The sequence below is a fragment of the Halobacillus litoralis genome, assembly GCF_009856355.1.
GTDB classification, from domain to species: Bacteria; Bacillota; Bacilli; order Bacillales; family Halobacillaceae; genus Halobacillus; species Halobacillus litoralis_B.
Genome location: NZ_WMEW01000001.1, coordinates 352773 through 377522 on the forward strand (window position 1 = coordinate 352773; position 24750 = coordinate 377522).

22 protein-coding genes are annotated in these 24750 nt (G+C 49.8%); 9 read left to right on the forward strand and 13 right to left on the reverse strand.

Annotated features, from left to right (window positions below):
* Positions 1-838: 838 nt before the first annotated feature.
* On the reverse strand, positions 839-1792 hold the full coding sequence (locus GLV97_RS01580; RefSeq protein ID WP_160888838.1) for a DUF5107 domain-containing protein: 954 nt from the start codon (positions 1790-1792) through the stop codon (positions 839-841).
* A 193-nt stretch (positions 1793-1985) separates the two neighbouring features.
* Positions 1986-2354 carry a hypothetical protein gene (locus tag GLV97_RS01585; RefSeq protein ID WP_160836647.1) on the reverse strand — a complete coding sequence of 123 codons (369 nt, stop codon included), beginning with the start codon at positions 2352-2354 and terminating at the stop codon, positions 1986-1988.
* 277 nt (positions 2355-2631) lie between these two features.
* On the opposite strand from GLV97_RS01585, the gene GLV97_RS01590 reads away from it, so the two are divergent.
* Genes GLV97_RS01590 through GLV97_RS01600 form a run of 3 tightly spaced genes read left to right on the forward strand, consistent with a single transcriptional unit; the run spans position 2632 to position 6419 of the window.
* Positions 2632-4728, forward strand: a complete 2097-nt coding sequence (locus GLV97_RS01590) for a BglG family transcription antiterminator (RefSeq protein WP_160888839.1) — start codon at positions 2632-2634, stop codon at positions 4726-4728.
* 21 nt (positions 4729-4749) lie between these two features.
* Entirely contained in the window at positions 4750-5016 is a 267-nt protein-coding gene (locus GLV97_RS01595) for a PTS sugar transporter subunit IIB (protein ID WP_160836651.1), read from the forward strand.
* 35 nt (positions 5017-5051) lie between these two features.
* Entirely contained in the window at positions 5052-6419 is a 1368-nt protein-coding gene (locus GLV97_RS01600; protein WP_160888840.1) for a PTS ascorbate transporter subunit IIC, read from the forward strand.
* Positions 6420-6485: 66 nt separating this feature from the next.
* On the opposite strand, the gene GLV97_RS01605 is transcribed toward GLV97_RS01600, so the two are convergent.
* Both GLV97_RS01605 and GLV97_RS01610 read right to left on the reverse strand, forming a co-directional pair.
* Entirely contained in the window at positions 6486-7097 is a 612-nt protein-coding gene (locus GLV97_RS01605) for a TetR/AcrR family transcriptional regulator (protein ID WP_160836655.1), read from the reverse strand.
* An 83-nt stretch (positions 7098-7180) separates the two neighbouring features.
* The gene (locus GLV97_RS01610; protein ID WP_160888841.1) at positions 7181-7363 is read right to left on the reverse strand and encodes a hypothetical protein; all 183 of its coding nucleotides are present in this window, start codon (positions 7361-7363) and stop codon (positions 7181-7183) included.
* Between the two features lie 213 nt (positions 7364-7576).
* Between GLV97_RS01610 and GLV97_RS01615 the strand changes: the two genes are divergently transcribed.
* Together GLV97_RS01615 and GLV97_RS20110 are read left to right on the forward strand one after the other, a co-directional pair.
* Positions 7577-8704, forward strand: a complete 1128-nt coding sequence (locus tag GLV97_RS01615) for a GGDEF domain-containing protein (protein WP_160888842.1) — start codon at positions 7577-7579, stop codon at positions 8702-8704.
* Positions 8705-9085: 381 nt separating this feature from the next.
* Positions 9086-9220 carry a hypothetical protein gene (locus GLV97_RS20110; RefSeq protein WP_272917316.1) on the forward strand — a complete coding sequence of 45 codons (135 nt, stop codon included), beginning with the start codon at positions 9086-9088 and terminating at the stop codon, positions 9218-9220.
* Positions 9221-9255: 35 nt separating this feature from the next.
* Here the strand turns inward: GLV97_RS20110 and GLV97_RS01620 are convergent, their stop codons facing one another.
* Complete coding sequence (locus GLV97_RS01620; protein WP_160888843.1) at positions 9256-10584, reverse strand: short-chain fatty acid transporter; 1329 nt, start codon at positions 10582-10584, stop codon at positions 9256-9258.
* Between the two features lie 202 nt (positions 10585-10786).
* On the opposite strand from GLV97_RS01620, the gene GLV97_RS01625 reads away from it, so the two are divergent.
* The gene (locus tag GLV97_RS01625) at positions 10787-11722 is read left to right on the forward strand and encodes an LCP family protein (RefSeq protein ID WP_160840855.1); all 936 of its coding nucleotides are present in this window, start codon (positions 10787-10789) and stop codon (positions 11720-11722) included.
* Between the two features lie 46 nt (positions 11723-11768).
* On the opposite strand, the gene GLV97_RS01630 is transcribed toward GLV97_RS01625, so the two are convergent.
* Both GLV97_RS01630 and GLV97_RS01635 read right to left on the reverse strand, forming a co-directional pair.
* Positions 11769-11939, reverse strand: coding sequence for a hypothetical protein (locus GLV97_RS01630; RefSeq protein ID WP_160888844.1), 171 nt, complete (start codon positions 11937-11939; stop codon positions 11769-11771).
* A gap of 161 nt (positions 11940-12100) precedes the next feature.
* Positions 12101-12499 carry a winged helix-turn-helix transcriptional regulator gene (locus GLV97_RS01635; RefSeq protein ID WP_160888845.1) on the reverse strand — a complete coding sequence of 133 codons (399 nt, stop codon included), beginning with the start codon at positions 12497-12499 and terminating at the stop codon, positions 12101-12103.
* 362 nt (positions 12500-12861) lie between these two features.
* Between GLV97_RS01635 and GLV97_RS01640 the strand changes: the two genes are divergently transcribed.
* Both GLV97_RS01640 and GLV97_RS01645 read left to right on the forward strand, forming a co-directional pair.
* Positions 12862-13407 carry a CBO0543 family protein gene (locus GLV97_RS01640; protein ID WP_160840859.1) on the forward strand — a complete coding sequence of 182 codons (546 nt, stop codon included), beginning with the start codon at positions 12862-12864 and terminating at the stop codon, positions 13405-13407.
* Positions 13408-13714: 307 nt separating this feature from the next.
* A complete protein-coding gene (locus GLV97_RS01645; protein ID WP_160888846.1) occupies positions 13715-15004 on the forward strand; it encodes a hypothetical protein in 1290 nt (429 codons plus the stop codon).
* Between the two features lie 33 nt (positions 15005-15037).
* Here GLV97_RS01645 and GLV97_RS01650 read toward each other — a convergent pair whose 3' ends face one another.
* Both GLV97_RS01650 and GLV97_RS01655 read right to left on the reverse strand, forming a co-directional pair.
* Complete coding sequence (locus GLV97_RS01650; protein ID WP_337194070.1) at positions 15038-16750, reverse strand: ABC transporter ATP-binding protein; 1713 nt, start codon at positions 16748-16750, stop codon at positions 15038-15040.
* A gap of 70 nt (positions 16751-16820) precedes the next feature.
* Positions 16821-17231, reverse strand: a complete 411-nt coding sequence (locus GLV97_RS01655) for a hypothetical protein (protein WP_160836681.1) — start codon at positions 17229-17231, stop codon at positions 16821-16823.
* A 173-nt stretch (positions 17232-17404) separates the two neighbouring features.
* Here GLV97_RS01655 and GLV97_RS01660 point away from each other — a divergent pair, with 173 nt between their 5' ends.
* Positions 17405-18763: a TrkH family potassium uptake protein gene (locus GLV97_RS01660; protein WP_237418543.1), complete on the forward strand. Its 1359-nt coding sequence runs from the start codon at positions 17405-17407 to the stop codon at positions 18761-18763.
* Between the two features lie 567 nt (positions 18764-19330).
* Here the strand turns inward: GLV97_RS01660 and hutG are convergent.
* The 4 genes from hutG to hutH are packed head-to-tail and all read right to left on the reverse strand — an operon-like array spanning position 19331 to position 24703.
* Positions 19331-20269, reverse strand: a complete 939-nt coding sequence (gene hutG, locus GLV97_RS01665; RefSeq protein ID WP_160836685.1) for a formimidoylglutamase — start codon at positions 20267-20269, stop codon at positions 19331-19333.
* A complete protein-coding gene (gene hutI, locus GLV97_RS01670; protein WP_160888849.1) occupies positions 20250-21512 on the reverse strand; it encodes an imidazolonepropionase in 1263 nt (420 codons plus the stop codon). The genes hutG and hutI overlap by 20 nt, the downstream gene beginning before the upstream one ends.
* Positions 21505-23178, reverse strand: coding sequence for a urocanate hydratase (gene hutU / locus GLV97_RS01675; protein ID WP_160888850.1), 1674 nt, complete (start codon positions 23176-23178; stop codon positions 21505-21507). Before hutU ends, hutI begins: the two co-directional genes overlap by 8 nt.
* Positions 23156-24703, reverse strand: a complete 1548-nt coding sequence (gene hutH / locus GLV97_RS01680; RefSeq protein ID WP_160888851.1) for a histidine ammonia-lyase — start codon at positions 24701-24703, stop codon at positions 23156-23158. The genes hutU and hutH overlap by 23 nt, the downstream gene beginning before the upstream one ends.
* Positions 24704-24750: the final 47 nt, after the last annotated feature.

Sequence of the window (24750 nt, forward strand, 5' to 3'; positions counted from 1 at the left end):
AGAATATGTATGCGCTTTTTTATGTATGTCCTATATTAGCGGTCTTCCTGAAAGCGTTTCAATGGTAAAAATTCTGCCGTTTTCTGTCTTTTTTTGCTTACAATAGGAGAGTTTCTATTCCTTTTCCATGGGAGTAGAAGCCTTGACCTTCCTGCCTCTTCACCATGAATTCCCAAAAAACCGCTGCAGACCTGCACTTTTTTGCTTTTGAAACGTTCGTTTTCACAAGAAAAACTCCGACGAATAATCGGAGTTCCAATCAAAAGTACGTATGATCTCATTGAGTTACTGTCATGACATGTGGGTGGTCACGTTCCGCTTATCGGTGGATGAATGCCGCGGGCACGGCCTCACCACCGAACGCTCCTCGTGCCGACGTTAGAATATAGAGGAGAGAGCTTGTGCACTAAGCAGGTTCGCAGACTCAAAAGAACGGTCCGGGCTGCGTTGTTGACGCTTGCTCGGAAAAGAAAAAGGGAAAGAACAGGCGTTGATGATGGCTGCCTGCCGGAATATGAAAAAGACTGTCCTCCATCCAGCAAGGGTGAGCTGGGTGAAGGACAGTCTTTGTCGATTTTAAAGAATTCCCAAGGAGCGGTGCCCCTTCCACTCCTGCGGAAGAACGAGTGGGCCGAGATCGCCGAGTGTGGGTTTTGCGAGGAAGCTCGGGCGCTCGTCCGCGGAAAGGGAAGGGGCTTACGCTCCTGGCGGTAAAAAAGAAAAAAAGCTTGTAAAGAAACAGGGGTTTCTCTACAAGCTGAGGAAGATCTTCTGCTTAACAGAAGATCTTCCTTTCCAACGCTCTAAAACTTTCAGAAATGATCAAGGTCTGGTTCTTTTATAGACTACTGCCTGTTTCCATCTTGAATTTCCATGTGTAGGCCCCGTTGGCAGGGATGTAGGAAGCTCTGCCGATTTTGTCTGCTACATACACATCATCATAGACACCTGTGCACGGCTCAAGTGCGATATTATGCTCGCCTCTGTAACCACCGCGCGTTTTCCAGATGCCGAGGTAAGGGACTTTTTCTTTAGGGAAATGATACGTCAGCTTTCTGTCAAGGTCCGGCTGGACAAGTGCGCACCAGCCTTCACTGAGGGGCTGCGTGAAGTAAAACTTTTCGGCCGTCCCTTCTTCTGACGGTTCCAGCTCTGCCAGGTTGAGAGATTCACCCGTTGAAACAGATGATGTTACCGGATAGGTGTGTACCGTGCCCCATCCACCTAAATGAGTAGAAGAAGCTTCCACACTCATCACTTCCTTCATCGCTTCAGGTACCTGGATCTCCGTCTGATCGTTATAGTTCAAAAGCGCATGAGGCGTCCATATAAAAGGAAATGGAACCGATCCCTTATTGACTGCCTTATAGGTGATTTCCACATCGTTTTTTCCAAGCTTGATCCGCTTCATCAATCGATAGGGAAAACGGTCACTTTCCACCGTCAACTCCATACCATCGCAGGTGGCCTTCCATGTCCATGGCATCGTCCATACTTCCCCGTGATCGGGAATTTCGTCCCAGTTTACAGGATGCGGACCTTGATCGATGCCGGGGAACATTTCATCAAATCCGCTGGAATCATACTCCGAAAAATCCGCCCCGTACGGCGGCACCCGGAGTGACTTTTCACGCGCCTGATACAGCCACTCATATTGAATGGACTTATCATAGAAACTGACCATCTTTCCTCCGTAGTCAGGAAGGATGACAGAGCGCACATATTCATTTTCCAGTACTACTGCCTTCAGTCCTTTGAACGTCGTCTTTTGACAGGTCGATACATCGATCATGATTCATCCTCCTCCATCACTGGCTCCTGGCTGCGCAGGAGTGTGCAAGCTGATTCACCTTTAATGGTAACGCTTCCAATATTCTGTTATGTATAAGGTAGCATATCCACGGGACTCGTGGAAGAGTTTTTTCTAAATTTGGAAAAAGACAGAAAAAATAAAAAACGGAGACTGACAGCCGCCTCCGTCTCCTTTATGGGTTGGAAAGCTGCAGAATCATGCCTTCCAGTACGTGTATATTACGGGCGTTAAAACGGATGCCCTTATAATCGAATACGAGGATCTGTCCGTCTTTGACTCCCAATAGTTCTTCATAGTTTTTCTCCCCATCGATCTTCCTGTAGCTGATGGAAGACGGGATGTTTTTTCTCGCCAGGAACACTTTCATCCCTGTCAGCTGGGCCTCCATCTGCTCGGACGGACGTTCCTGTTCATAGAAGTAAACGATATGAAGTTCATTTTCCATCGTGGATGTCAGATCCTGAATGGCACGCTGTGAAGCACCTGCCCCACAACCGGCTAATAATAGAATAACAAGGATGTACCCCAGCCACTTTCTCACGTTTCCATTCCTCCATTACAAAGCTTATACCACTATATGCAGGAGAATGGAAAAAATCCCTCCTTTCTCCATCAGGCAGATTGATTGCCGCAGAAACCACGCAGAAATGTTCCAAGCGTTCATTTTTGCAAATTTAACTCTTACAAACTCTGAACATTGAAACCCCTTACATAACCGTTAATTAAAGTCTATACTCATAACATAAGATGATCATCACAAGAACAACGTACAATCTTGCAGAAATATAGAATGGAAGATTGGCAAAGGAGGAGCCTCCATGGTTTTAGATAAAAGGCGTGCACACCTATTATCTATTTTGAATCAGTCGAACGCTCCTGTCCCTGTTCAAGAGCTCGCTTTCCAAATGAACGTCTCGTCCCGCACCGTGTACTACGATGTGGAGCAGATCAACGATTGGTTATCTGCTCAGGAGCTGGCTCTGCTGGAAACAAGACATGGGAAGGGGCTGTGCTTACCTGAATCATCCAGGCAGCATCTGGAAAGCACAGTTATGGATGTCGGAGGCTGGCATTACCAGCTGTCTAAAAAAGAACGCACCCTGTTAATTAAAGCAAACGTTCTGTTACAGCAGCATGTATCGATGAGTACATTCATGGACCTGACTCACATGAGCAGAGGGACGGTCGCTAAAGTGATTGCAGATCTCAAACGGGAGTTTGAACAAGCTGGATTGACGCTTCATTACCAAAAAGGGACCGGCTACAAGGTCGACGGCGCGGAGGATGCGCAAAGGCTGATGCTTTTAAATCTGGTTGTTGATGCCTTCTCACACCCCGAATGGGTGACGGTCCAAAACAATATCCAGGATATGGCGCTTCCCTCTTTTGTCCCGCCTGAGGACAACAGCCGGGTGATCAAACGGCTCCTTTTCAATGTAGAGGAGCAGCTCGGGGCTACATTTACCGATGAAATGGCCGACATGCTCGCCCTGCAGATGTTAATGATGGTCAAACGGATGGAAATGAACCGTTTTGTCCAGCTGCAGCCGGAAGAAAAGGAAGTGTTGAAACAAACGGATGCCTGCCGTTCCGCTTCCGCTATTACTCAGGAGCTGGAAAGGATCTGGCCCGTGACTTTTCCAGAAGATGAAATTTGTTTTTTGACGATGAACCTGCTCAGTTCCAAGGTGCAGCACAATGACATCAGCCGATATTCAGAGCGGGAGAGTGACGGACTGCGACAGGTCATCCATCAAATGATTGAGGATTTTCAAATCTACTCTTTTGTCGTCTTTGATGACCGCAGAGGGCTGGAGGAGAACCTGCTGTCCCATATCAAACCTGCTTATTACCGGATCAAGTATGGCGTCAAAGTCACCAATGAACTGGCTCAAACCATCCAGGAAACCTATGCAGACCTTTATCACCTGACCAAACGCGTCATCAAGCATTTGGAGTTGTTCATCGGCAAGCCGGTGCCTGATGAAGAAACGGCCTATATCACCCTGCATTTCGGGGGATGGCTGAACAAAGAGAAAAAAGCGGTTGAAACAAAATACAGAGGAATCATCGTCTGTGAGAACGGAATCGGCACGTCCAACATGCTTCGCTCCCAGCTGGAAGAATTAATTGCCGGACTGCGGATTACCGCCATTCTTTCAAAAAGAGAGTATCAAAAAAACAGACACGAGGCCGACATCGTCTTCTCTACCAATTATGTGAAGGCATCCGAGATACCTGTCATCCACGTACCGGCCATCTTAAACAATTATGAAAAAGAACGCGTCATCCAAAGCATGAACCAGCTATTCGAAACAGAACCCGCAGACAGGAGCCTGCCGGCCGCATTGATGGACACGATTCAAAAGTATGCGACCATTCATCAGAAAGATCTGCTTCAAAAAGAGATCATGATGATGCTGGACAGTCTCCATACCGACAGAAAGGAGCTGAGAAAGCCGATGCTTAACGAGTTATTGACCAACGATACAATCCAGCTTCAGGACCAGTCTCCGGATTGGCAGGAAGCCATCCGTACGGCTGCCCAGCCGTTAATCAACAGAGCTTCCATCCATCCTGAATACGTCGAGGCCATGATTACAAATGTGAAGGAACTGGGACCTTACATCGTCATCGCCCCGGGAATTGCCATCCCGCATGCCCGGCCTGAAAGTGGTGTGGAACAGCTTGGAATGAGTCTTTTGAAGCTGGACGAACCCGTTGCTTTTTCAGATAAGGAAAAGCATAAAGCCCAGCTGATCATCATTCTGGCAGCGATTGATAACCAAACCCATCTGAAAGCTCTGGCCCAGCTGACCGAACTGCTTTCGGATGAACAGGCCGTCGACCAAATGATCCAGGCGGCGTCCAACGAAGAGATTCTTCAGCTGATTCATCAAACTATTGAAGTATAAAATCACAAGGAGGAATAACAAATGAAAAAAGTATTAGTCGTATGTGGAAATGGACTAGGCAGCAGTATGATCGTGGAGATGAATGTGAAATCAGCCCTTCAAGACATGGGGAAAGAAGCGGAAGTCTCCCACACCGATTTAACGACAGCCAAAACCGAGCAGGCGGATCTTTTCCTTGGCTCTGAGGATATCGTAGAGAGTCTTGAGGATGGACAGAAAAACGTAGTGAAGCTGCAGAATCTGATGGATAAAAATGAGTTGAGAACCGCCCTGGAGCAAAATCTGTAACATCACCCATTCCATCAAACAAAGGAGCGTCTTCTATGGTTGATTTGATTATGAAAGATATTTTGGGAACACCCGCCATCCTCGTTGGATTATTCGCTCTTATCGGGCTTCTTGTACAGAAGAAAAATTCCGGGGATGTCGTCTCCGGTACACTGAAAACCGTGATGGGATTTGTCATCCTGGGGGCCGGGGCGAATGTACTCGTCCAGTCTCTCGGGAACTTCAGCAGCATGTTTGATGAAGCCTTCGCTGTCGAAGGAGTCATTCCCAACAACGAAGCGATCGTTGCGCTCGCCCAGGAAAGCTTCGGTACGGAAACGGCTATGATTATGCTGTTCGGGATGGTCGTCAACATTATCCTGGCCCGCCTCAGCCCTTTTAAATATATCTTCTTGACCGGACACCACACGATGTTTATGGCCTGTCTCATCTCAGTTATTCTGACGACCGGTGGTTTTTCCGGTGCAGGTATGATCCTCCTCGGGTCCGTTATCCTCGGAGCGATCATGGTGTTATTCCCGGCCATGCTGCAGCCCTATACGAGAAAAGTTACCGGATCTGATGACTTTGCTGTCGGCCACTTCGGTTCCGTCGGCTACCTTGTTGCTGCTTCAATCGGCAGAGTGGTCGGCAAAAATTCAAGGTCGACTGAAGAAATCAAAGTTCCCAAGTCTCTCAGTTTCCTAAGAGATACCTCTGTTTCCGTCTCCCTCACGATGGTTATACTCTTTTTCGTCGTCGCTGGAGCAGCGGGGCCCGGCTTTGTAGAATCCGAGTTAAGCGGCGGTCAGAACTTCCTCGTGTTTTCCTTTATGCAGGGACTGACTTTCGCCGCCGGCGTCTACATCATTCTTGCTGGTGTGCGGATGCTGCTTGGAGAAATCGTACCGGCGTTTAAAGGGATTGCGGATAAGATCGTACCGAATGCCAAGCCTGCGCTCGACTGTCCAGCCATTTTCCCATTCGCAGGAAATGCGGTCATCATCGGTTTTCTCTTCAGCTTCGCAGCCGGGTTAATCAGTATGCTGTTCCTCCCACTGCTTGGGTTGAAAGTCATTGTACCGGGTCTTGTCCCCCACTTCTTTACTGGTGCAGCCGCCGGTGTGTTCGGAAATGCGACAGGGGGCCGGAAAGGTGCCATCTTCGGATCAATGGCCAACGGTGTCATGATCAGCTTCCTTCCTGCCCTGCTTCTCCCCGTTCTCGGGTCCTTAGGCTTCCAGGGAACAACGTTTGGTGATGGAGACTTTGGAGTCGTCGGCATCGTCCTCCGCAACTTGATCAACCTCGTCGAATCCAACGTGATCGTGGTCGGCATCATCCTTGCGCTGCTGGCTCTTCCGTTCGCCCTATCCATCAAAAAACACGGCAGAGACAAACAGAAAGATACAAGTGCCGCCTGAATGAAATGCCCACACCTTCCAAATAGAAGGTGTGGGCATTTGACTGCGGACAAATCCAGCCCGGATTCAGATCGCCTGTAGTCCGTCAGTTTCCCGGGCGTTCAAGCCGTCCCAATATAGATGAAACAATGTCAGCAGGACCTCTTCCTGATCGGGAAAATTCCCATTGACATGCTTTAAGGAAGCCCCCTCCATAAGGCAGTAAAACGCATGAGCCAGTGATGGGGACGAATGAGACGTCTGAATTTCACCGGAAGCTTTTCCAGCCTCAATGATCTCCTCAAAATAAGAGAGTAAAAAATTTCTGGATGCTGAAATTTTTTCGGTAACGACGCCTTCCAATGACCGTGGCGGAGAAATCTGGGCCATCTGCCAGAACGCAATCAAAGCCGGTTCCTTCACAGCCGTTTGAATGGAAAAGATAAAGCTGTCCTTCAATTTTTTTTCACAGGACGCAGTTTTCATCCGCTGCTTCTTCTGCATCCAGTAATCTTTGTGAAACGCGGTCAAATGATCCAATACAGCTATGTACAAATCTTCTTTATTTTTGAAATAACTGTAAATTCCTGCTTTCGTAATCTGCGTTTCCTTGGCAATCAATGACATGGAGGCCCCGTCATATCCATAGGAAGCAAAAAACTGAAGCGCATTTTCGAGTATGGTTTGTTTCGTATTCATTTTGTTTCCCTTTCAGTGGTTGACCAGGTGTCATCCACATGTATTTAGAAAATAAAGGAAGATAACTAAACGTTCGGTAACCTTCAGTCACGCGGAACTAAAACCAAATGGTCTTTCCTGCCGCTGGAATCCTTCTCTTCATGGCTGCGACAGGCCCTCAGGATTTTCTGTTCATTCAAATACCGGCGGAAATCCTCTTTTGAAACCGGTCCATCCATTGCTTTTTCAACGAGTTCCTGCCATTTGTGGTCCAGGTTCTCTCTCATCGGTCTGCCTCCTCCATCAAATAATCCCTTTCATATTATTTACCATAATTCTACATGGTATTTATATAGGAACATGGACCCATTCAGCGCATTGAGCAAGCCTAAAGCAGGAATATCATGGTAATATAAGAGACAAGATCAACGTTTTTTATTCGACGTGATGCGACTAACCGAACGTTCAGACATTTTTATTCTGCTGGGAGTTGATGTTCCATGGTTTCCGATTTTTTTATTAATATCTGCATCCTGACCGCCTTGTTTTTCTCCTATCTCCAATTAAGGTGGCATACCCTTGAAAAACATCTGCCTCAAAAAGCCATTTGTGCCATTGACGGAGTGGCGGCCGGCATTATGGGAAACTTGATGATGTATTATTCCATCCAGGTGAATGATCTGACGCTCGTGGACCTGCGGCATATTCCAGTCCTTATGATCCTGTTAATCAGCGGCGTCCGCCCGGCAGTCCTCAGTACTATGCTCATTATTGGCGGACGTTTCCTTTACGGATTCAACCTTTCATCAATGGCTGCAATCATTTTCATGACAGTGACCCTTGCCGGCATTATTATCATCGATCGAATGAGAAAAAGTCACCAGCCCCGCTATATTTCAGGGTTTTACATGATTTTTTATTCCAACCTCGTCTTCTCCGTTGTGCTTTCTGTGGTCGTGAGGGACTGGGATCTGCTTGCAACCCTGCTTCCTGTTTACTGGGTGATCAGCTGTCTCGGCGGTGTGGGGATCATTTACCTCATTCAATACCTCGACCACTCCCACGCCCTGTTCAAAAGCTACGAGCAAAAAGCATCCATGGACCATCTGACAGGGTTGAACAATGTAAGGCAGTTCGATATCCAATGGAATCAGCAGCTTGAGAATAGCGAGAAGAAAAAGAAGGAACTCTCACTCCTGATCATTGATGTGGATCACTTCAAGCATGTCAATGATACTTACGGGCATCCGGCCGGTGATCAGGTGCTCAAACAGCTGGCACGGCTTCTCCAGGAACATACCAGAGATACGGATATCGTCTCCCGGAACGGCGGAGAAGAGTTTTCCGTGATTCTCCCAGACTGCTCCAACTCCTGTGCCTGTCATGTTGCCGAACGGATCCGCAGGGAAGTGATGGCCCATACATTCTGGATCAATGCCTCGTCGCATATACCGATAACGGTTTCCATAGGGGCAAGCACGTACCCTTCCACCACAGAGGACAGGGAAGAGATCATCGATTTGACTGACCAATCCTTGTATCAGGCGAAACAGCTGGGTCGGAACCGTGTCGTCTCCTTCACTTCCGGCGGGTTCGTCCCAGCCGATGACCAGACTTACTCGATGTAGGACAACAAAGGGACTTCTGCTGAAAAGGCAGAGATCCCTTTGTTTGATACCCCCTGTGTTATATTGTACTGCCTTCAGAAGCTCCAACCATTCCCTTTCCGCGGCCGAACGTTCAAGCCTCCTCGGGGAAACCGCCCTGCTGGGTCTCGGCCGTCCGTTTTTCCGCAGGAGTGGAATGGGCTGCGCTCCTTCCGGGACCAAAAGGGGCTCTGGCCCAACCGGTTCGTATCAAGGTTGAGTTATTCTTATTTTGAAAAGCAGGCGTCACCATTACCAATCCACTAACGTTTTTTAGAACCTTGTAAAGCATAAAGGGAGATCTTCTATTTTACAGAAGATCTCCCTCCGATGATCCTTCGACTGGTTTACGTGGAGTGTTCGGTGATGACGCCTGCGGGAACAGCGCAAGCCAAAGATCCACTTGGGCAGGCGTTCTTCCTGACCAAGTCAGCGGAGGCCGTGCCCGCGGCAGTCATTCACCGCTACACGGAACATGAACCTCCCCCTGACACGTGAAAGCTCCACTAAAGGAAAAGGACGGTTTTTCTCGTTTAGAGGAACAGTAAGCCGAGCGAAATTATGATACCGCTTACAAAAAGGATGATGAGACAAAAGCCCATGATATCCTTCGCCTTAAGACCGGCGATTGCCAGTGCCGGCAGGGCCCAGAACGGCTGAATCATATTAGTCCACGCATCTCCCCACGCGACCGCCATCGCTGTTTTAGGTATGGACACTCCGAGCTGCTGGGCGGCATCAAGCATAATGGGTGCCTGCACGGCCCACTGCCCGCCCCCGGAAGGGACAAAAAAGTTGACGATCCCTGCACTTAAAAAAGCGAAGAAGGGAAACGTAAAAGGAGTGGAGATGGACACAAAAGCCTCCGACATGAGCGCAGCCAGACCGGAAGCGACCATCATGCCCATGATTCCAGCGTAGAACGGAAACTGGATGATGATCCCTCCTGCTCCTTTCACGGCATCGCCCACAGCATCGAGAAAATGCCGGGGTGTGCCGTGGAAAAGGATGCCCAGGAATAGGAACGCAAAATTGACGATGTTCAAATTCAGTTGAAAGCCGGTCGTGACAAAGTAGTACACCAGAAAGCCAACCCCGAGTCCGCCGATTATCATGGACAGGATCCGGCTGTTTTCCATACGGACCGCAGGGGTCACTGCTTCAGCCGCCAGCCCGGCTGCTTCCTGATGACGAGACTGGTCAAGTAAGGACCGGTCAATGACAAACCTTTCCTCCTCCGCTGGTGTCATTCTTCTATTCAGAAGGGGTACGGTGATAAACAAAGCGGCTGTAATCGCCAGGTTGAAGCCGGCAAAGATCGTTTCTGATGCAGGGATGATCCCAATGGATTCTGCTGTAAAATGATCAGGAGTAGCAATCGTCAATGGAATTGAGCCGGCCAATCCTCCATGCCAGACAAGGAACCCAGAGTAAGCGCTTGCAATTAAAAGCCTGTAATCGACCCGCTCCACCCTTTTCGCAAGCTCCCTGGCGAACAAGGCTCCAATGACAAGTCCGAACCCCCAGTTGATCCAGCTCGCTGCCAGTGAAACAACGGTTACAATGACGACCGCCTGCCCCGGTGTACGTGCCGTTGATGCGAGACGTCCGAGCGCTTGTTTGAACAGCGGGCTGCTGGCCAGAACAAAACCGGTGACAAGAACGAGTACCATCTGCATGGAAAAGGATAAAAGATTCCAGAACCCTTCTCCCCAGTACTGCACCATCTGGACAGGCGTGCTTCCTGTGAAAATCAAACCGAGTCCGAAGACCACCATCGTCAACAGGATGACGAAAAGAAACGGGTCGGGCAGATACCGCTGCATGAGTGTGTTGGATACGTGAATGGCTCGTTTTAACATCAAATCCTCCTTTTGGTTGTTGGATAAAGACCCACGGTACCATTTCGTTATCCGACAGCATTTTCCTCCTGTGAGAATGAATTTCCGATTATCACAGGGGGAGCAGAAATGACTTTTTTCCCAAGACAATATACAGGATTATTTTTACAAGGTTCTACAAAAATCGTATAATGGAAGTAGTATGAATGAAAGAGGTGGAGGAATGGAAGAGCGCAGACGTTCCAAGAAGAAAAAGCGCAGAAAGAAAAAACGTTGGAGAATCCTCCTGGCTGTCCTGGCCCTGCTGTTAGTCGCAGGAGGAGTTTATGCATATATGATTCTTCAGGATGTCCGCACCACGGTAAATGAAGATTTACATGAGAGTGTGGCTTCCATTGATAATGAAGAAACAAAGCAGAAAGTAGACAATAAAGACCCGATCAACATCCTTCTGCTCGGCGTCGACGAACGAGAAAATGACGTCGGCCGTTCGGATACGATGATTGTGATGACCCTGGATCCGAATAATGATCAGATGCAGATGGTCAGTATCCCTCGTGACACCCGGGCGGAAATCGCTAATGACGGGCGGGTCACGAGAATCAACCACGCCTACGCCTATGGCGGAAGTGACATGGCCGTCAATACTGTGGAAAACTTCCTTGATATCGACCTGGACTATTATATACGTGTGAATATGGAAGGTCTTTCCCAGGTGGTGGATGCTGTCAACGGTGTAACGGTTCAGAACGACATGACCTTTACGTCCGGCAACTACACCTTCGAGGAAGGGGAGCTTGAACTCGATGGACAGGAAGCATTGTCTTATGTCCGTATGCGGAAGAACGATCCAAACGGTGATCTCGGCCGGAACGAGCGTCAGCGTGAAGTCATCACCGGCATCATTGATAAGGGAGCAAGCCTTGATGCGGTGAATAAAGTCGGAAATGTGATGGATGTGCTTGGCGATAATGTCAGTACAAACATGCAGTTTTCGGATATGAGGCGTCTGGCGACAAACTACAGCAGCGCCCGTAAGAATACATCCACGTATCAAATGTCCGGAGACGGCCGGATGGTGAACGGCATGTATTTGATCTTCATGTCTGATGCAGAAATCCAGAATACGCATGATATGATCGTGAACTTCGGTTCCTGATTCCTCATATCAAAGCCCCGCCTTGATTAATGCGGGGCTTTTTCTATCAAAACAAGATGGATGTCACCTGGTTCGGTTTCAACGATACAGAAACCCTTCCCTCCTGATGAGGGATCGTCTCCTGAGGAACCTCGTTCAGTTTCGCCTCCTGAATGTTCTCAGCTTTGGAGGAAAGCTGGAATGCCACTTCCTCTTCCTTCTCTTTTGGGTTGATCAAGTCTATGTTCCACGAGAAAGGACTCTTTTTGTCCTGTAATCTATTGAGGCCCCGAGAAGCATTAGGTGGTGAGCGCAGACATCCACCGATAAGCGGAACGTGAATATCCAAATAATAGGGACGGAGCCGTACTTTTTCTACAGTCTAAGAGGAGTGGATATTCATCCATTCCTCTTTTCCTTTTCCTGATACGTGTCTCTATGAGAAAGGACCGCTTCCATGTTTGCCGTCCCCCACTCCCGCATCATGACGACGATCGGCTTCAGGGAAAACCCAAAATCCGTCAGGGAGTATTCTACTTTCGGAGGAACAACCGGATACACTTCTCTGTGCACGATTCCGTCTGCTTCCAGTTCCCTCAGCTGGAGCGTCAGCATCCGCTGGGTAATTCCACTGTTCAGCCTTTTCAATTCATTGAACCGCTTCGTTCCATCCAGCAGATGAAAGATGATGACACTTTTCCACTTTCCGCCGATGACATCGACCGTCCCTTCTACAGGACAGGAGTATTGGTTCAAGAACGGTTTTACAACCGTCTGATCTTTGTTTTCCGTACTCATGCAAGACGCTCCTTTTGTTTTATAGCAAACATTCTGTTTGTAACTCCTTTTTGTATACTGTCACTATACCATAATCTCATGCATGAAGAGTCCCAAATGTATTACCCTTCTGGTACCATATTTGATGCTTCCCTTATCAAGGAAGAAGACGCTGAATGAGACACTGAAACCATGTGATCTCAGGGAATGCCCGCACCAGGCATCGATCAATAAGCGGAACCCGCCCCTCATCACGATATACAGCCAGCTCCAACTGGGTAACAGGGGCTTTTTCCATTAGTTAATTTTCCCGGATTAAAACGGACGATCTGGAAAAACTTATAAATAAAACCACGACAGACCAGAAGAAAGAGGTATTCTTTATGGATAACGTTTCTTGGGAGGAAATCACTTCCACACGCGAGCAGCTGCGTGACCAGTACTGGGACTACTGGCTCAGCGAAAATGTCTTCTCTTATCAATGGTGGATCATGATTGCTGTTAACGCCGGATGTATATTATTGTGGCGGTTTTACGTAGACCGCTCGAGGCTTTTTGAAGTCCTTACCGCTGGTTTTCTTGTTGTGGTGATCACGACCGTTTTGGATACGCTGTTGATTCAATATGTCGTCACTTCATATCCGATCAGTCCGACGCCCTTGTCTCCGTCTTTTTTTGTTTCCACCTATGTTGTTCTTCCCGTTCTATATATGTGGATTTATCAGCGGTATTCCACGTGGAAACAATACCTCCCTGTTTTGCTGGCAGCCTCCTTCGTTTCCGCCTACATCGGGGAAGGTCTTTTACGGATCCTTCATATCTATGAATACATCCATTGGAAAGCTTTTTATTCTGTCCTCGTATTCACAGCCATTGGTGTGACCGTTAAACTAACGATGATGGGATGGCGTGCGTTTGAAAAATATTAGATGCACGCTCGTTCAATCTATTTATTATGTTCCTATAAAAAATAATGTTTATGCTCCAAAAGGAGGGGTATATCCTTTATGGAGATCCCCCTTTTATCCCTATGCCATTACATATAACTGCTATTTCATTAAACGGTCTCCCGTGGATATTCGTCCACGGGATTTTCATTTTCAACCTCGGCAGTCGTTTGACCGCCCAGTCCGTTTGTTATTTTTATATAATTTATAAGAAAATCCTGCATAGGGAGCGGATACAAAGGGTATTCCCTATATACACAACCAACCTAGAAACAGGAGATGACCATATATGAGTGAACATCAACGATCACTTGGGATTGTCACCCCCCCTGGTTATCCCAAGGAACTCAGTCAAACCATCAACAAGCAACTTCCTGAAATGCTCAAATATTACGTAAAAGATGACTGCGAATGGCAGGTTGAAACCTTAATCGATCCTCTCACAGGGGTCACGGAGGATCCGGAGGAAGTATTCGAAGCCGGATTGAAGAAGAGAGATGAGGAGAACTGGGATTACATTGTCTGTCTGACGGACCTTCCATTCTTCCATGATCGGAAACCGATCATGGCTGAAGCGTCCACCAATGATGGCGTAGCCATTATTACACTGCCGGGTCTCGGATCAACGCCTATGCTGAAACGTGTCCGTCAATCCATTCTGCAGCTGGTTAATGAAATGTATTATGGAAGTGATGAGGAAGACAGGGAAAAAGCGCAGGAAAGGCTGCAGTCCCAAGAGGACGGCGAGCACGAAAACCTGAAGAAGAAAGGCTCTCGGCGCCTTGTCGAAAAGCGAGGCATTGACCGGTTCTCCCCGATCAAACGGGTGACACCGGACGAAGATGATGATACGTATATGGACGTTCGATTTATCGTCCAGTCCCGGATCAGTGGAGCGTTGAGAGTGTTGACCGGTATGGTGCGGGCGAACCGGCCGTGGGCGATTTTCCCTGCCTTTATGAAAGTCATCATCTTTGCTTTTGCAACCGGTTCCTACGCCCTCGTCTTCCCGACACTGTGGCGGTTGAGTAATAATTACAGCTCCTGGCGGATGCTTCTCCTTACCGTCCTGTCCATTTCGTTAATGGTCGGCTGGATCATCCTTGCTCACAATTTATGGGAGAAGCCCCGCGAAGACCGGGCCCCCTATCTGCGGAAGCTGTACAATATGACTACGCTGCTTACGCTTGGGGTAACCGTCGTCATCTACTATTCCATCCTTTTTGTCATGTTTTCAGCAGCTGTTCTCGTCTTTATCCCGATGGGGCTTTTGGAGTCGGAAGTTTCGGGCGCCGTCGGCTACGATAATTACTTCTACATTGCCTGGACAGCTACCAGCATATCCATCATTATCGGTGCGCTTGGATCAGCTCTCGAAAATGAAGAAGTCGTTCTATCGTCCACCTACGGCTACCGTCAGCAGCAGCGGTATAAGACAGCCAATGAAGAGGAGCAGGACGAAACAAAAAAGGCGCAGCAGGATGAAACAAAAAAACAAAGAGAAAAGAATGATAAACAGGAAGTCTCTCCAGAAAAGAAACGCCCCTCCAATGACGATCAGGAAAAAGCAGCTCAGTAATCCAACCGTTCCGGTTAACCCGGAACGGTTTCTTTAATGCTGAAGAGCATGGAGCTTCGCAAAAAGACCAGCGTCTTTGCTGAGCAGTTCTTCATGACTGCCGTCCTCAGCGATGCCATCCTCTGTGATGACGAGGATGCGATCCGCTTTTTTTATCGTCCCCAGACGGTGGGCGATGATCAGCGTCGTCCGGTCCTTTGAAAGTTCTGTCAGCGCCTTTTGGATCTGTGTTTCGGTTTCTGTATCCAGAGCGGATGTCGCTTCATCCAGAATAAGAATGGACGGATTTTTCAGGAACATCCTCGCAATCGCTAAACGCTGCTTCTGACCTCCGGAAAGTTTCAGTCCCCGCTCCCCGATCTGTGTATCATATCCATCCGCGAGGTTTTCAATCATCTCTTTCAGATGAGCTTTTTCCACGGCGTCTTCAATTTCCTCCTGGCTTGCAGCCAGGCGTCCGTACGCAATATTTTCCTTTATCGTTCCGGTAAACAGGAAAACATCCTGCTGCACAATGCCGATCTGAGAACGCAGCGATTCCTTCGTCATGTCACGAACATCGATCCCGTCAATGGTTACCGCACCATCCTTGACGTCATAAAAACGTGGAATCAACGAACAGATCGTCGATTTCCCTGCCCCCGAAGGCCCCACAAAAGCGATGGTCTCGCCGGACTTGACGGATAAACTCAAATCCTTCAAGATTTCCCGGTTCTCCTCATATCCAAATGTGACGTGCTGGAAGCGGATATCCCCGCTGAGGTGGGGAACAGACACCGCTCCGGGGCGGTTCTGAATATCGGGCATTGTATCCATCAGCTGTGTGAACCGCTTGAACCCAGCCATCCCCTTTGGATAGAGCTCCAACAGCGCACTGATTTTTTCAATCGGCTTAAACAAAATGTTTAAGTATAAAATGAATGCCACCAGCTCCCCATAGCTGAGCGCTCCGGAAAAACTGAGCCAGGCGCCGTACACGAGGATGGTGATCGTCATCAACCTCGTAGTCAGGTAGATACCGGTCAAGTTCATACTCATAACCTTATATGCGGCCAGCTTCGCCTTTCGAAACAATTGATTGTTCTTGTTGAAGCGCTCCATTTCATAGGTCTCGTTCGTAAACGACTGCACCACACGCGCTCCGGAAACACTGTCCTCCACCCGCGCATTCACGTCTGCAATACTGCCGAACATTTTCGTCCAGGCGGCGTTCATTTTGATATTGGAATAATAGATGAGCCAGATAAGAAACGGAACGATAATGATGGCGACAAGCGCCAGTTTCACATTGATCGTCAGCATAATCCAGAAGGCTCCGATGAACGTCATGATCGCAATGAAAAAGTCCTCCGGTCCGTGGTGGGCAAGCTCCCCGATGTCCATAAGGTCATTCGTGATGCGGCTCATAATATTTCCGGTCTTCGTGTTATCAAAGAAACCAAAGGACTGCCGCTGCACGTGCAGAAACAAGTCTCTGCGCAGGTCTGTTTCAATGTTGATGCCCAGTTTATGTCCCCAGTAATTGACGACAAACTGCATGCTTGAGCTTAGGATGTACAAAAGCAGCAGCCCTGTACTGACCGCCACGATCGTCCCCCAGTTCCCTTCCGGAAGGAGATCATCAATAAACCAGGAGACAGCAATCGGAAATCCCAGTTCAAGCAGTCCAACGAAGACCGCACAGAAAAAGTCGATGAAAAACAGTTTTCTATGCGGCCGGTAATAACTGAAAAAACGCTTCAGCACCTTCTTCCCCTCCATTCACCCTGACGATACTGCCGGGGCAGCCGATTTGATCCAATAAAAAACCGCACGCTCAAGCGGCGGTTTCATCTTCTTTATTCTTCCTGTAACGCTGGATTCCTTTTGTAATCAAACGAAAAACCATGTAGATGCTGCAGAAGAAAAAGAAGCCGAGCACACTGACGAGCGCGTCCGCAAATTCCATATTACCGCGGCCCGTGACCTTCTGCTGGATTTCCACTGCAAATACGAAAACAAGCACCATGGCGAATGTAAATAGAAAGGAAATAACCGTAATGCTCCATTTCGCAAGGGCATGAAAGAGGATATCTACAAAAATAAGACCAATGATTCCAAGGATCCCGATCACCCAGAAATGCAGATCCTTATCTGTGAGCTCCCAGCCCATCATTCCGGAAAATTTCGCGATGACATCATGCCACAGATTGACGACTTCTGCCAGCAATAGAATGATTTCTTTCATTGGGTTGTTTCTCCTATCCTGTGAAAATACGATGATTGAAGTTCCTTCTCACTATATCACAACCGCTGTTTTCCAGTAAGTCCCTTTTCATTCCAGTGTTGCCTCCCGGGCATTTCCACTATAGAATCCTTTATAAGACCTTACATTAAAGGAAGCAGAAAGGGATGACACCGATGAACCAGACCCGAATCAGCCGTTTTTTCAATCGTCTTTCCCCCTTTCAGATCATCGTCTTCTTCTACTTTTCCGCCGCCCTCGTCTCTACACTGCTGATCAGTCTTCCTTTCCTTCATAAAGAAGGAGCAGACGTAAGCTTGATCGACAGCTTATTCACAGCCGTCAGCGCGGTGAGTGTGACAGGACTCGGTGTCATTTCCACACCGGGAACCTTTAACACAGCAGGCTATTTCGTGCTCATGTTTGTCCTGCAGTTCGGAGGCATCGGTGTGATGACACTCGGCACGTTCATCTGGATGCTGCTCGGGCAGAAAATCGGATTGAAGCGGCGTCAGTTGATCAAGACTGATCAAAACCGGTCCACCTTTGCAGGGATGGTTCAGCTGATCCGCCAGATCCTCCTGATGGTTCTGCTCATTGAATTGATCGGAGCGGTCATTCTCGGTCTTCACTATACATCGTATTTTCCGAGCTGGGAGGAGGCCTTCATTCAAGGAGCCTTCGCCTCTGTGAGTGCCACAACGAATGCGGGGTTCGATATCACCGGTTCTTCACTCGTCATGTTTCAGGACGACTATTTCGTCCAAATCGTCACGATGCTGCTGTTGACGCTTGGAGCTATCGGTTTTCCTGTATTGATCGAAATCAAGGATTATGTCACCCGGTCTAGAAAGGATCTGTTCCACTTCTCCTTATTTACAAAGCTGACCTCTGTAACTTTCGGCCTGCTCGTGCTTTTCGGAGCGCTGCTTATCTATGCGTTTGACCGCCATCACTTTTTTGCAGGGAAAAGCTGGCATGAGTCTCTCTTTTACGCCCTGTTCCAATCGGTCACAACACGTAACGGAGGACTCGCAACGATGGATGTGGCTGAGTTTTCAACGCCGACACTCCTGGTCATCTGTGTGCTGATGTTTATTGGAGCTTCTCCAAGTAGTGTCGGAGGAGGGATTCGGACGACGACCTTTGCGATTATGGTGCTGACCATCTTTTCGTATGCACGGGGGAAAAATCATGTGCGTATATTCCGCAGGGAAATTCATGAGGATGATATATTCCGCTCCTTTATCGTCATTACAACTGCGATTACAATTACCGGCGCGGCGATTGTGATGCTGAATTATTACGAACCGCAGTTTGCTTTAATGGAAGTGATTTTTGAAGCCTGCTCAGCCTTTGGGACCACCGGCCTGTCCATGGGGATCACCCCGGAGCTTGGAACAGCCGGTAAGCTGATCATCATCGGTCTGATGTTCATTGGACGAATCGGAATCTTCTCCTTCCTGTTCATTCTAAGACGCCGGAACATTCAGGATGTGTACCGCTATCCAAAAGAACAGATGATCATTGGTTAAACAAGTAGAGATCAAGGATCCTTAGGGAGAGGCTGCACACCTTCCAACAATCTGAGAGCCTTCTCCAATATTCCCAAACGGAGTATTGGAGAGGAATCTCCTATTTCGATCCGTAACCATCTGAGGTTCTCTGCCTGAAATCCTCCGTCTTTCCAACTCTTCGTTCGGCAGGTCGCGAGGAGCATTCGGTGGTGACGCCTGCGGGAACAGCACGAGTTGAAGATCCACTTGGACAGGCGGCCTTCCTGTCCAAGTTAGCTGAAGCCGTGCCCGCAGCAAGCATCCACCGATAAGCGGAGCGCGGCCTTTTCCATCTGAGGTTCTCTGCCTGAGATCCCCCCTCTTTCCAACTCTTCATTCGGCAGGTCACGAGGAGCATTCGGTGGTGACGCCTGCGGGAACAGCACGAGTTGAAGATCCACTTGGACAGGCGGCCTTCCTGTCCAAGTTAGCTGAAGCCGTGCCCGCGGCAAGCATCCACCGATAAGCGGAGCGCGGCCATTTCCATGAACGATGGACAGCTCAAAAGCAGCACCTGGTCAGGTCCTGCTTTTGGCTCATCCTCTTTTATTGAAACATGTACCGCATCATGACATGAGCGGCCAGACGGCTTGTCATATCACGGAAGTCCTTGGAGGGATCGACTTCGACGATATCCATGGCTTTGACGATAGGATCACAGGACGCAGCCTGTACACTCAGCAGCAGTTCCCGTGACGTTAACCCACCCGGACCGATCGCCGGACAGCCGGGAGCAAAGGCCTGATCCACGACATCCATATCAACAGATAAATAGATGACGTCCACCTGCTGCTTCAGCCGCTGTATTTCTTTTTTAACAATGGATGTTATGTCTCCTGCCTCTACGTCTGCCATGGTATAAACCGTCACCCCTTGGCGGGCACAGTAATCTCCATATTCTTTCGCATTGGAATAATCCCGTATGCCGATTTGAACCAGATCCTCCCCCTTTAGAGCACCGGATTCGAGCAGGCTGCGGAAAGGGGTGCCGTTCGTCCGCCCCCCGTCTTTCGTGTTCCTGACGTCATGATGAGCGTCCCATTGAAGCACTCCGACCCGGCCCATCCTTTCATGAAAAGCAGAGATGGAAGGAAAACTGACCCCGTGGTCTCCTCCGAGGAGGATGTAACGGGAGCAGGCTTCTGCATCCAGCATCTCCTTCACACTTTCCTGCAGCTGCTTTGTCGTCCTCTCTAAATCTGTCGGATGAACCCCGGCATCGCCAAAGTCAAGCATCGTCACATCGGTAAAGTCATGATCCTTTTCTAGGGAATACGTCGTATAAAACCCAAGGGCCCGGCGGATGCTCTGCGGGGCTTCCGACGCCTGGGAGACAGAGATGGAGGATTTCGAGTATGGGAGCCCCAGCAGACCGATTTCTCCCGTCCTTCCTTGTTCAAACCATTGTTTCTTTTCATCCACCTTCGTCGTAAATCGGTCTTTGAACACCCGCTGCGGACCCGGGCTAAGATATCGGAAAGACATCTGCCTCCCTCCTTTCCCAGATCAACCGTCCCCGCTTCCATACCGCACGGGCATGATTCACACCATAATGATAAGGAAGGTACTTATAATTCGGAATGTCCCACAAAACAAGGTCTGCCTGCCCGCCTACTGTTATTCTTCCGGCTGTTTTCTCCATGCCGATGGCATGAGAGGCATTGACCGTGACAGCATTCCAGATTTCTTCCGGGGTCATCTTCATTTTCAAGGCGGCCAGCGCCATGATCATCTGCAGGTTATGGGTAACACAGCTGCCCGGGTTGAAATCCGTCGCCAGTGCCACCGCCGCCCCGGCCTGGATCATCCGCCGGGCATCCGCATACGTATCTTTTCCTAAATAGAATGTCGTTCCTGGAAGCAGGACGGCCATCGTGTCGGACGCTGCCAGTTGTTGGATGCCTTCAGCAGATGCCGCCACAAGATGATCGGCCGATACAGCCCCGTATTGAACAGCCAGTTCTGTACCCCCGAGCGGGTCAATTTCATCGGCATGGATTTTCACCTGAAACCCGTGCCGCTGCGATGCCTCCATGAACCGGGCGGCCTGTTCGGTCGTAAAAACCCCCGTCTCACAGAATATATCCGTAAAAGCCGCCGACGTTTTTCCTTTCATAACCGGAAGAAGATCGATCATCTGATCAAGGAATACGTCCTCCCGCCCCTTAAACTCCGGGGGGATGGCATGAGGTCCGAGGAAGGTGGCTGCGATGTCGAGCAGGCCCTCGTTGTTGAGCCGGTCAATGACAGACAGCTGCTTCAGCTCTGTTTCTTCATCCAATCCGTAGCCGCTTTTCGCTTCCAGCGTAGTGACGCCATAGGCCGCCATACGCCCCGCAAACGACCGGGCTTTCTCAAACAAGAATTGTTCATCCGCCTGCCGGGTCGCCCTTACTGTCGAAAGGATGCCGCCACCCCTTTTCAAAATATCCAGATAAGCCGTCCCCGCCTGTTTAAGAGCCAGTTCCTCTTCTCTTGATCCTCCGAAAACGAGGTGGGTGTGTGGATCGACTAATCCCGGCGATACGACTTTCCCTTCTGCATTGAACCGTTGATGAGCCTTACGGGTCTGCGCCTCTTCGGTAGACCCTGTCCAGACGACCTGCTCTCCCTTTACAGCGAGGGCTGCCTGATGACGGACGGGCAGCTCCTTCATCGCCTCCCCCTTCAGAGGACCCGCGTTTGGAAGGAGGAGGCAGCCGATGTTTTCAATGATTTGATCATCCATCACACTTCCCCCTCTCCAGCATTGGAATATCGAGATTGTGCTTTCGGGCTTCCTGCTCAGCCTTTTCGTAGCCGGCATCTGCATGGCGCAGGATGCCCATGCCGGGGTCTGTCGTCAATACCCGTTTCAGCCGTTCTTCTGCGAGGTCTGTTCCGTCAGCTACGGCCACCATACCGGCATGAAGCGAATAGCCCATCCCGACTCCGCCCCCGTGATGGAAGGATATCCACGAGCCACCGGCAGCCGTATTGATCAACGCATTCAATACCGCCCAGTCTCCGACCGCATCACTGCCGTCCTTCATCGCTTCTGTCTCTCGGTTGGGCGAAGCTACGGAACCGCAGTCAAGATGATCACGCCCGATGACGACCGGTGCTTTTAATTCTCCAGTTCGAACGAGTTCATTGATCCCAAGTCCCATCTTCAGCCGCTCCCCGTACCCGAGCCAGCAGATCCTCGAGGGGAGACCTTGAAATTGAATCTTCTCCTGTGCCTTTTCTATCCAGCGGAGGAGGGGCTTTTGATCGGGAAAGAGTTCGCCCACGAGCTGATCGGTGCGGTAAATGTCTTCCGGATCCCCGGATAAGGCAGCCCAGCGGAACGGTCCTTTTCCTTCGCAGAAAAGCGGCCGGATATAAGCAGGAACAAAGCCGGGATAGGCAAACGCGTCTTTGACCCCGGCATCATAAGCCACCTGCCGCAGATTGTTGCCATAATCAAAGACAATGCTGCCGCGTTTCTGAAACTCCAGCATGGTCCGGACATGTTCCGCCATGGAACAGGTGGCCTTTTCCACGTATAATTCCGGGTTCTGCTTCCTTAACTCATCCGCCTCGGCTGTTGAAAGTTCTGTCGGGATGTACCCGTTCAGTGGGTCATGGGCAGAGGTCTGATCCGTAACAATATCGATCGGAACCCCCAGATCCAGTATTTGTTTATGAATGTCTTCGGCGTGACCGCCACAGGCAATGGACAGTGCTTCCCCCTGCTGCTTCGCCTGCTCTGCCCAGTGCAGGGCTTCCTTCAGGCTGGCGGCCTGTCTGTCACAGTACCCGGATGAAAGCCTTTTTGAAATCCGCTCCTGATCGACTTCTACAGCAATGACGACGCCGCCGTTCATCGTGACGGCCAGCGGCTGGGCACCTCCCATGCCGCCGAGTCCTGCAGTCAAGGTGATGGTCCCTTTTAATGAGCCATCAAAGTGCTTGGCAGCCAGAGAAGCAAACGTTTCATAGGTTCCCTGCAGAATTCCCTGGGAGCCGATATAAATCCAGCTTCCTGCGGTCATCTGTCCATACATCATCAATCCTTTTTTGTCCAAGTCGTGAAAATGGGCCCAGTCCGCCCATTTCGGAACGAGGACGGAATTCGAGAGCAGGACGCGCGGGGCTGCCGGGTGGGTGCGGAAAACACCGACCGGCTTGCCGGATTGGATAAGCAGCGTCTCGTCATTTTCCAGCCGCTTCAACACGGATACGATTGCATCAAACGCCGCCCAGTTTCTCGCTGCCCGCCCGATTCCGCCGTAGACGATCAGTTCCTCCGGCTTTTCCGCCACCTCTGGATCAAGATTGTTGGAAAGCATACGCAGCACGGCTTCCTGCTCCCATCCCCTGCACTCAAGCGTCTGTCCTGTTTTAGCTTTAATGATACGGCTTGTCGACATAAGTATCTCCTCCTTCGTGAATCGACCGCCACTCCTCCCAGTCAAACGAACAGGAAGTCATCCATGCTGTCATTTTTTCAATATCTGCAGCAAGGACTCTGTCTTTAGTCAGCGGTGCAACCACCGTCCGTGCTTTCTGCCACAGCTTCTTCGTCAGCGGTGACGCCCGGTCGATGCCGCGCCATTCAAGCGCCTGCAGGCCGCAGATCATCTCGATGGCCGCAACCTTTTCGGCATTTTCAAGGATAAGAGCCGCATGGCGGGCCGCCGTCGTCCCCATACTGACGTGATCCTCCTGGTTGGCGGAGGAAGGAATGGAATCCACACTGGCGGGATGAGCGAGTGTTTTATTTTCCGACACCAGCGAAGCAGCCACATACTGAACAATCATGAACCCTGACTGAAGCCCCGGATCCGGACTTAAAAAAGCGGGAAGATCATTCAACTGCGGGTTGACGAGCCGTTCAATCCTCCGTTCTGAAATGGAAGCCAGCTCACACAGCCCGATTTTTAAGAAGTCCATGGCCAATGCAATGGGCTGCCCATGAAAATTCCCTCCGGATACAACGACGCTCCCTCCTTCAAGAAGGAGCGGATTATCCGTAGCTGCGTTCATCTCGATGGTCAGCTTTTCTTTTACATAACGAAGGGTCTGCCATGTAGCTCCGTGGACCTGGGGGATGCACCGTAACGAATAGGCGTCCTGCACCCGCTTCTCTCCTTGATAAGTCATCAGCTGGCTTCCATCCGTCAGGTGCCGGATGCGCTCAGCAACAGCCTCCTGCTCCGGATAGCCTCTTGCTGAATGAATACTCGGATGAAAGGCATCACGGATCCCTTCAAGCGCCTGCAGGGTAACGGCTGCCGTCCAGTCGCACTGCACGGCTAATTTCCTGGCCCGAAGCCAGGTCATGACACCGACAGCTGTCATGGCCTGGGTTCCATTGATTAACGCCAGCCCTTCCTTCGCTTTTAAGGACAACGGCGGAATCGATAATTCGGCATAAACATCCGCTGCTGCCCGTTGTTTTCCTCGAATACATACGTCGCCTTCCCCCATAATGACCAGGGCTAAATGGGCAAGAGGGGCGAGATCCCCGGAAGCGCCGAGGGAGCCCTGCGAAGGAATAACGGGATGAATGCCTTCATTAATCAACAGCTGAAGCCGTTGAATCACGACTTCCCGGACCCCTGAAACCCCTTTTAACAAGGTATTGAGCCTGAGCACAAGCATCGCCCGGCTGATCACTTCCGGAAAAGGCTCCCCAACCCCGCAGGCATGCGACCGGATTAAATGCCGCTGCAGGGCATCGACGTCTTCAGCGGCAATCCTGACGTCACTCAGCTTCCCAAAGCCTGTATTGATTCCGTAAACGGTGTGACCGTCCGCAACAATCTTTTCTACTGTCTCTCTTCCCACACGTACACGGATCAGACTGCCCTGAGCCACACGAACCTGTTCGTTGTGTACACAGATCCTCTCCATTTCCTCCAGTGTCAGATGATCTCCGTCTAATTCGACCATAGCCATCCCCCTTTCAGACTTCTCCCATCGTTCCGGTGGATCGGCTT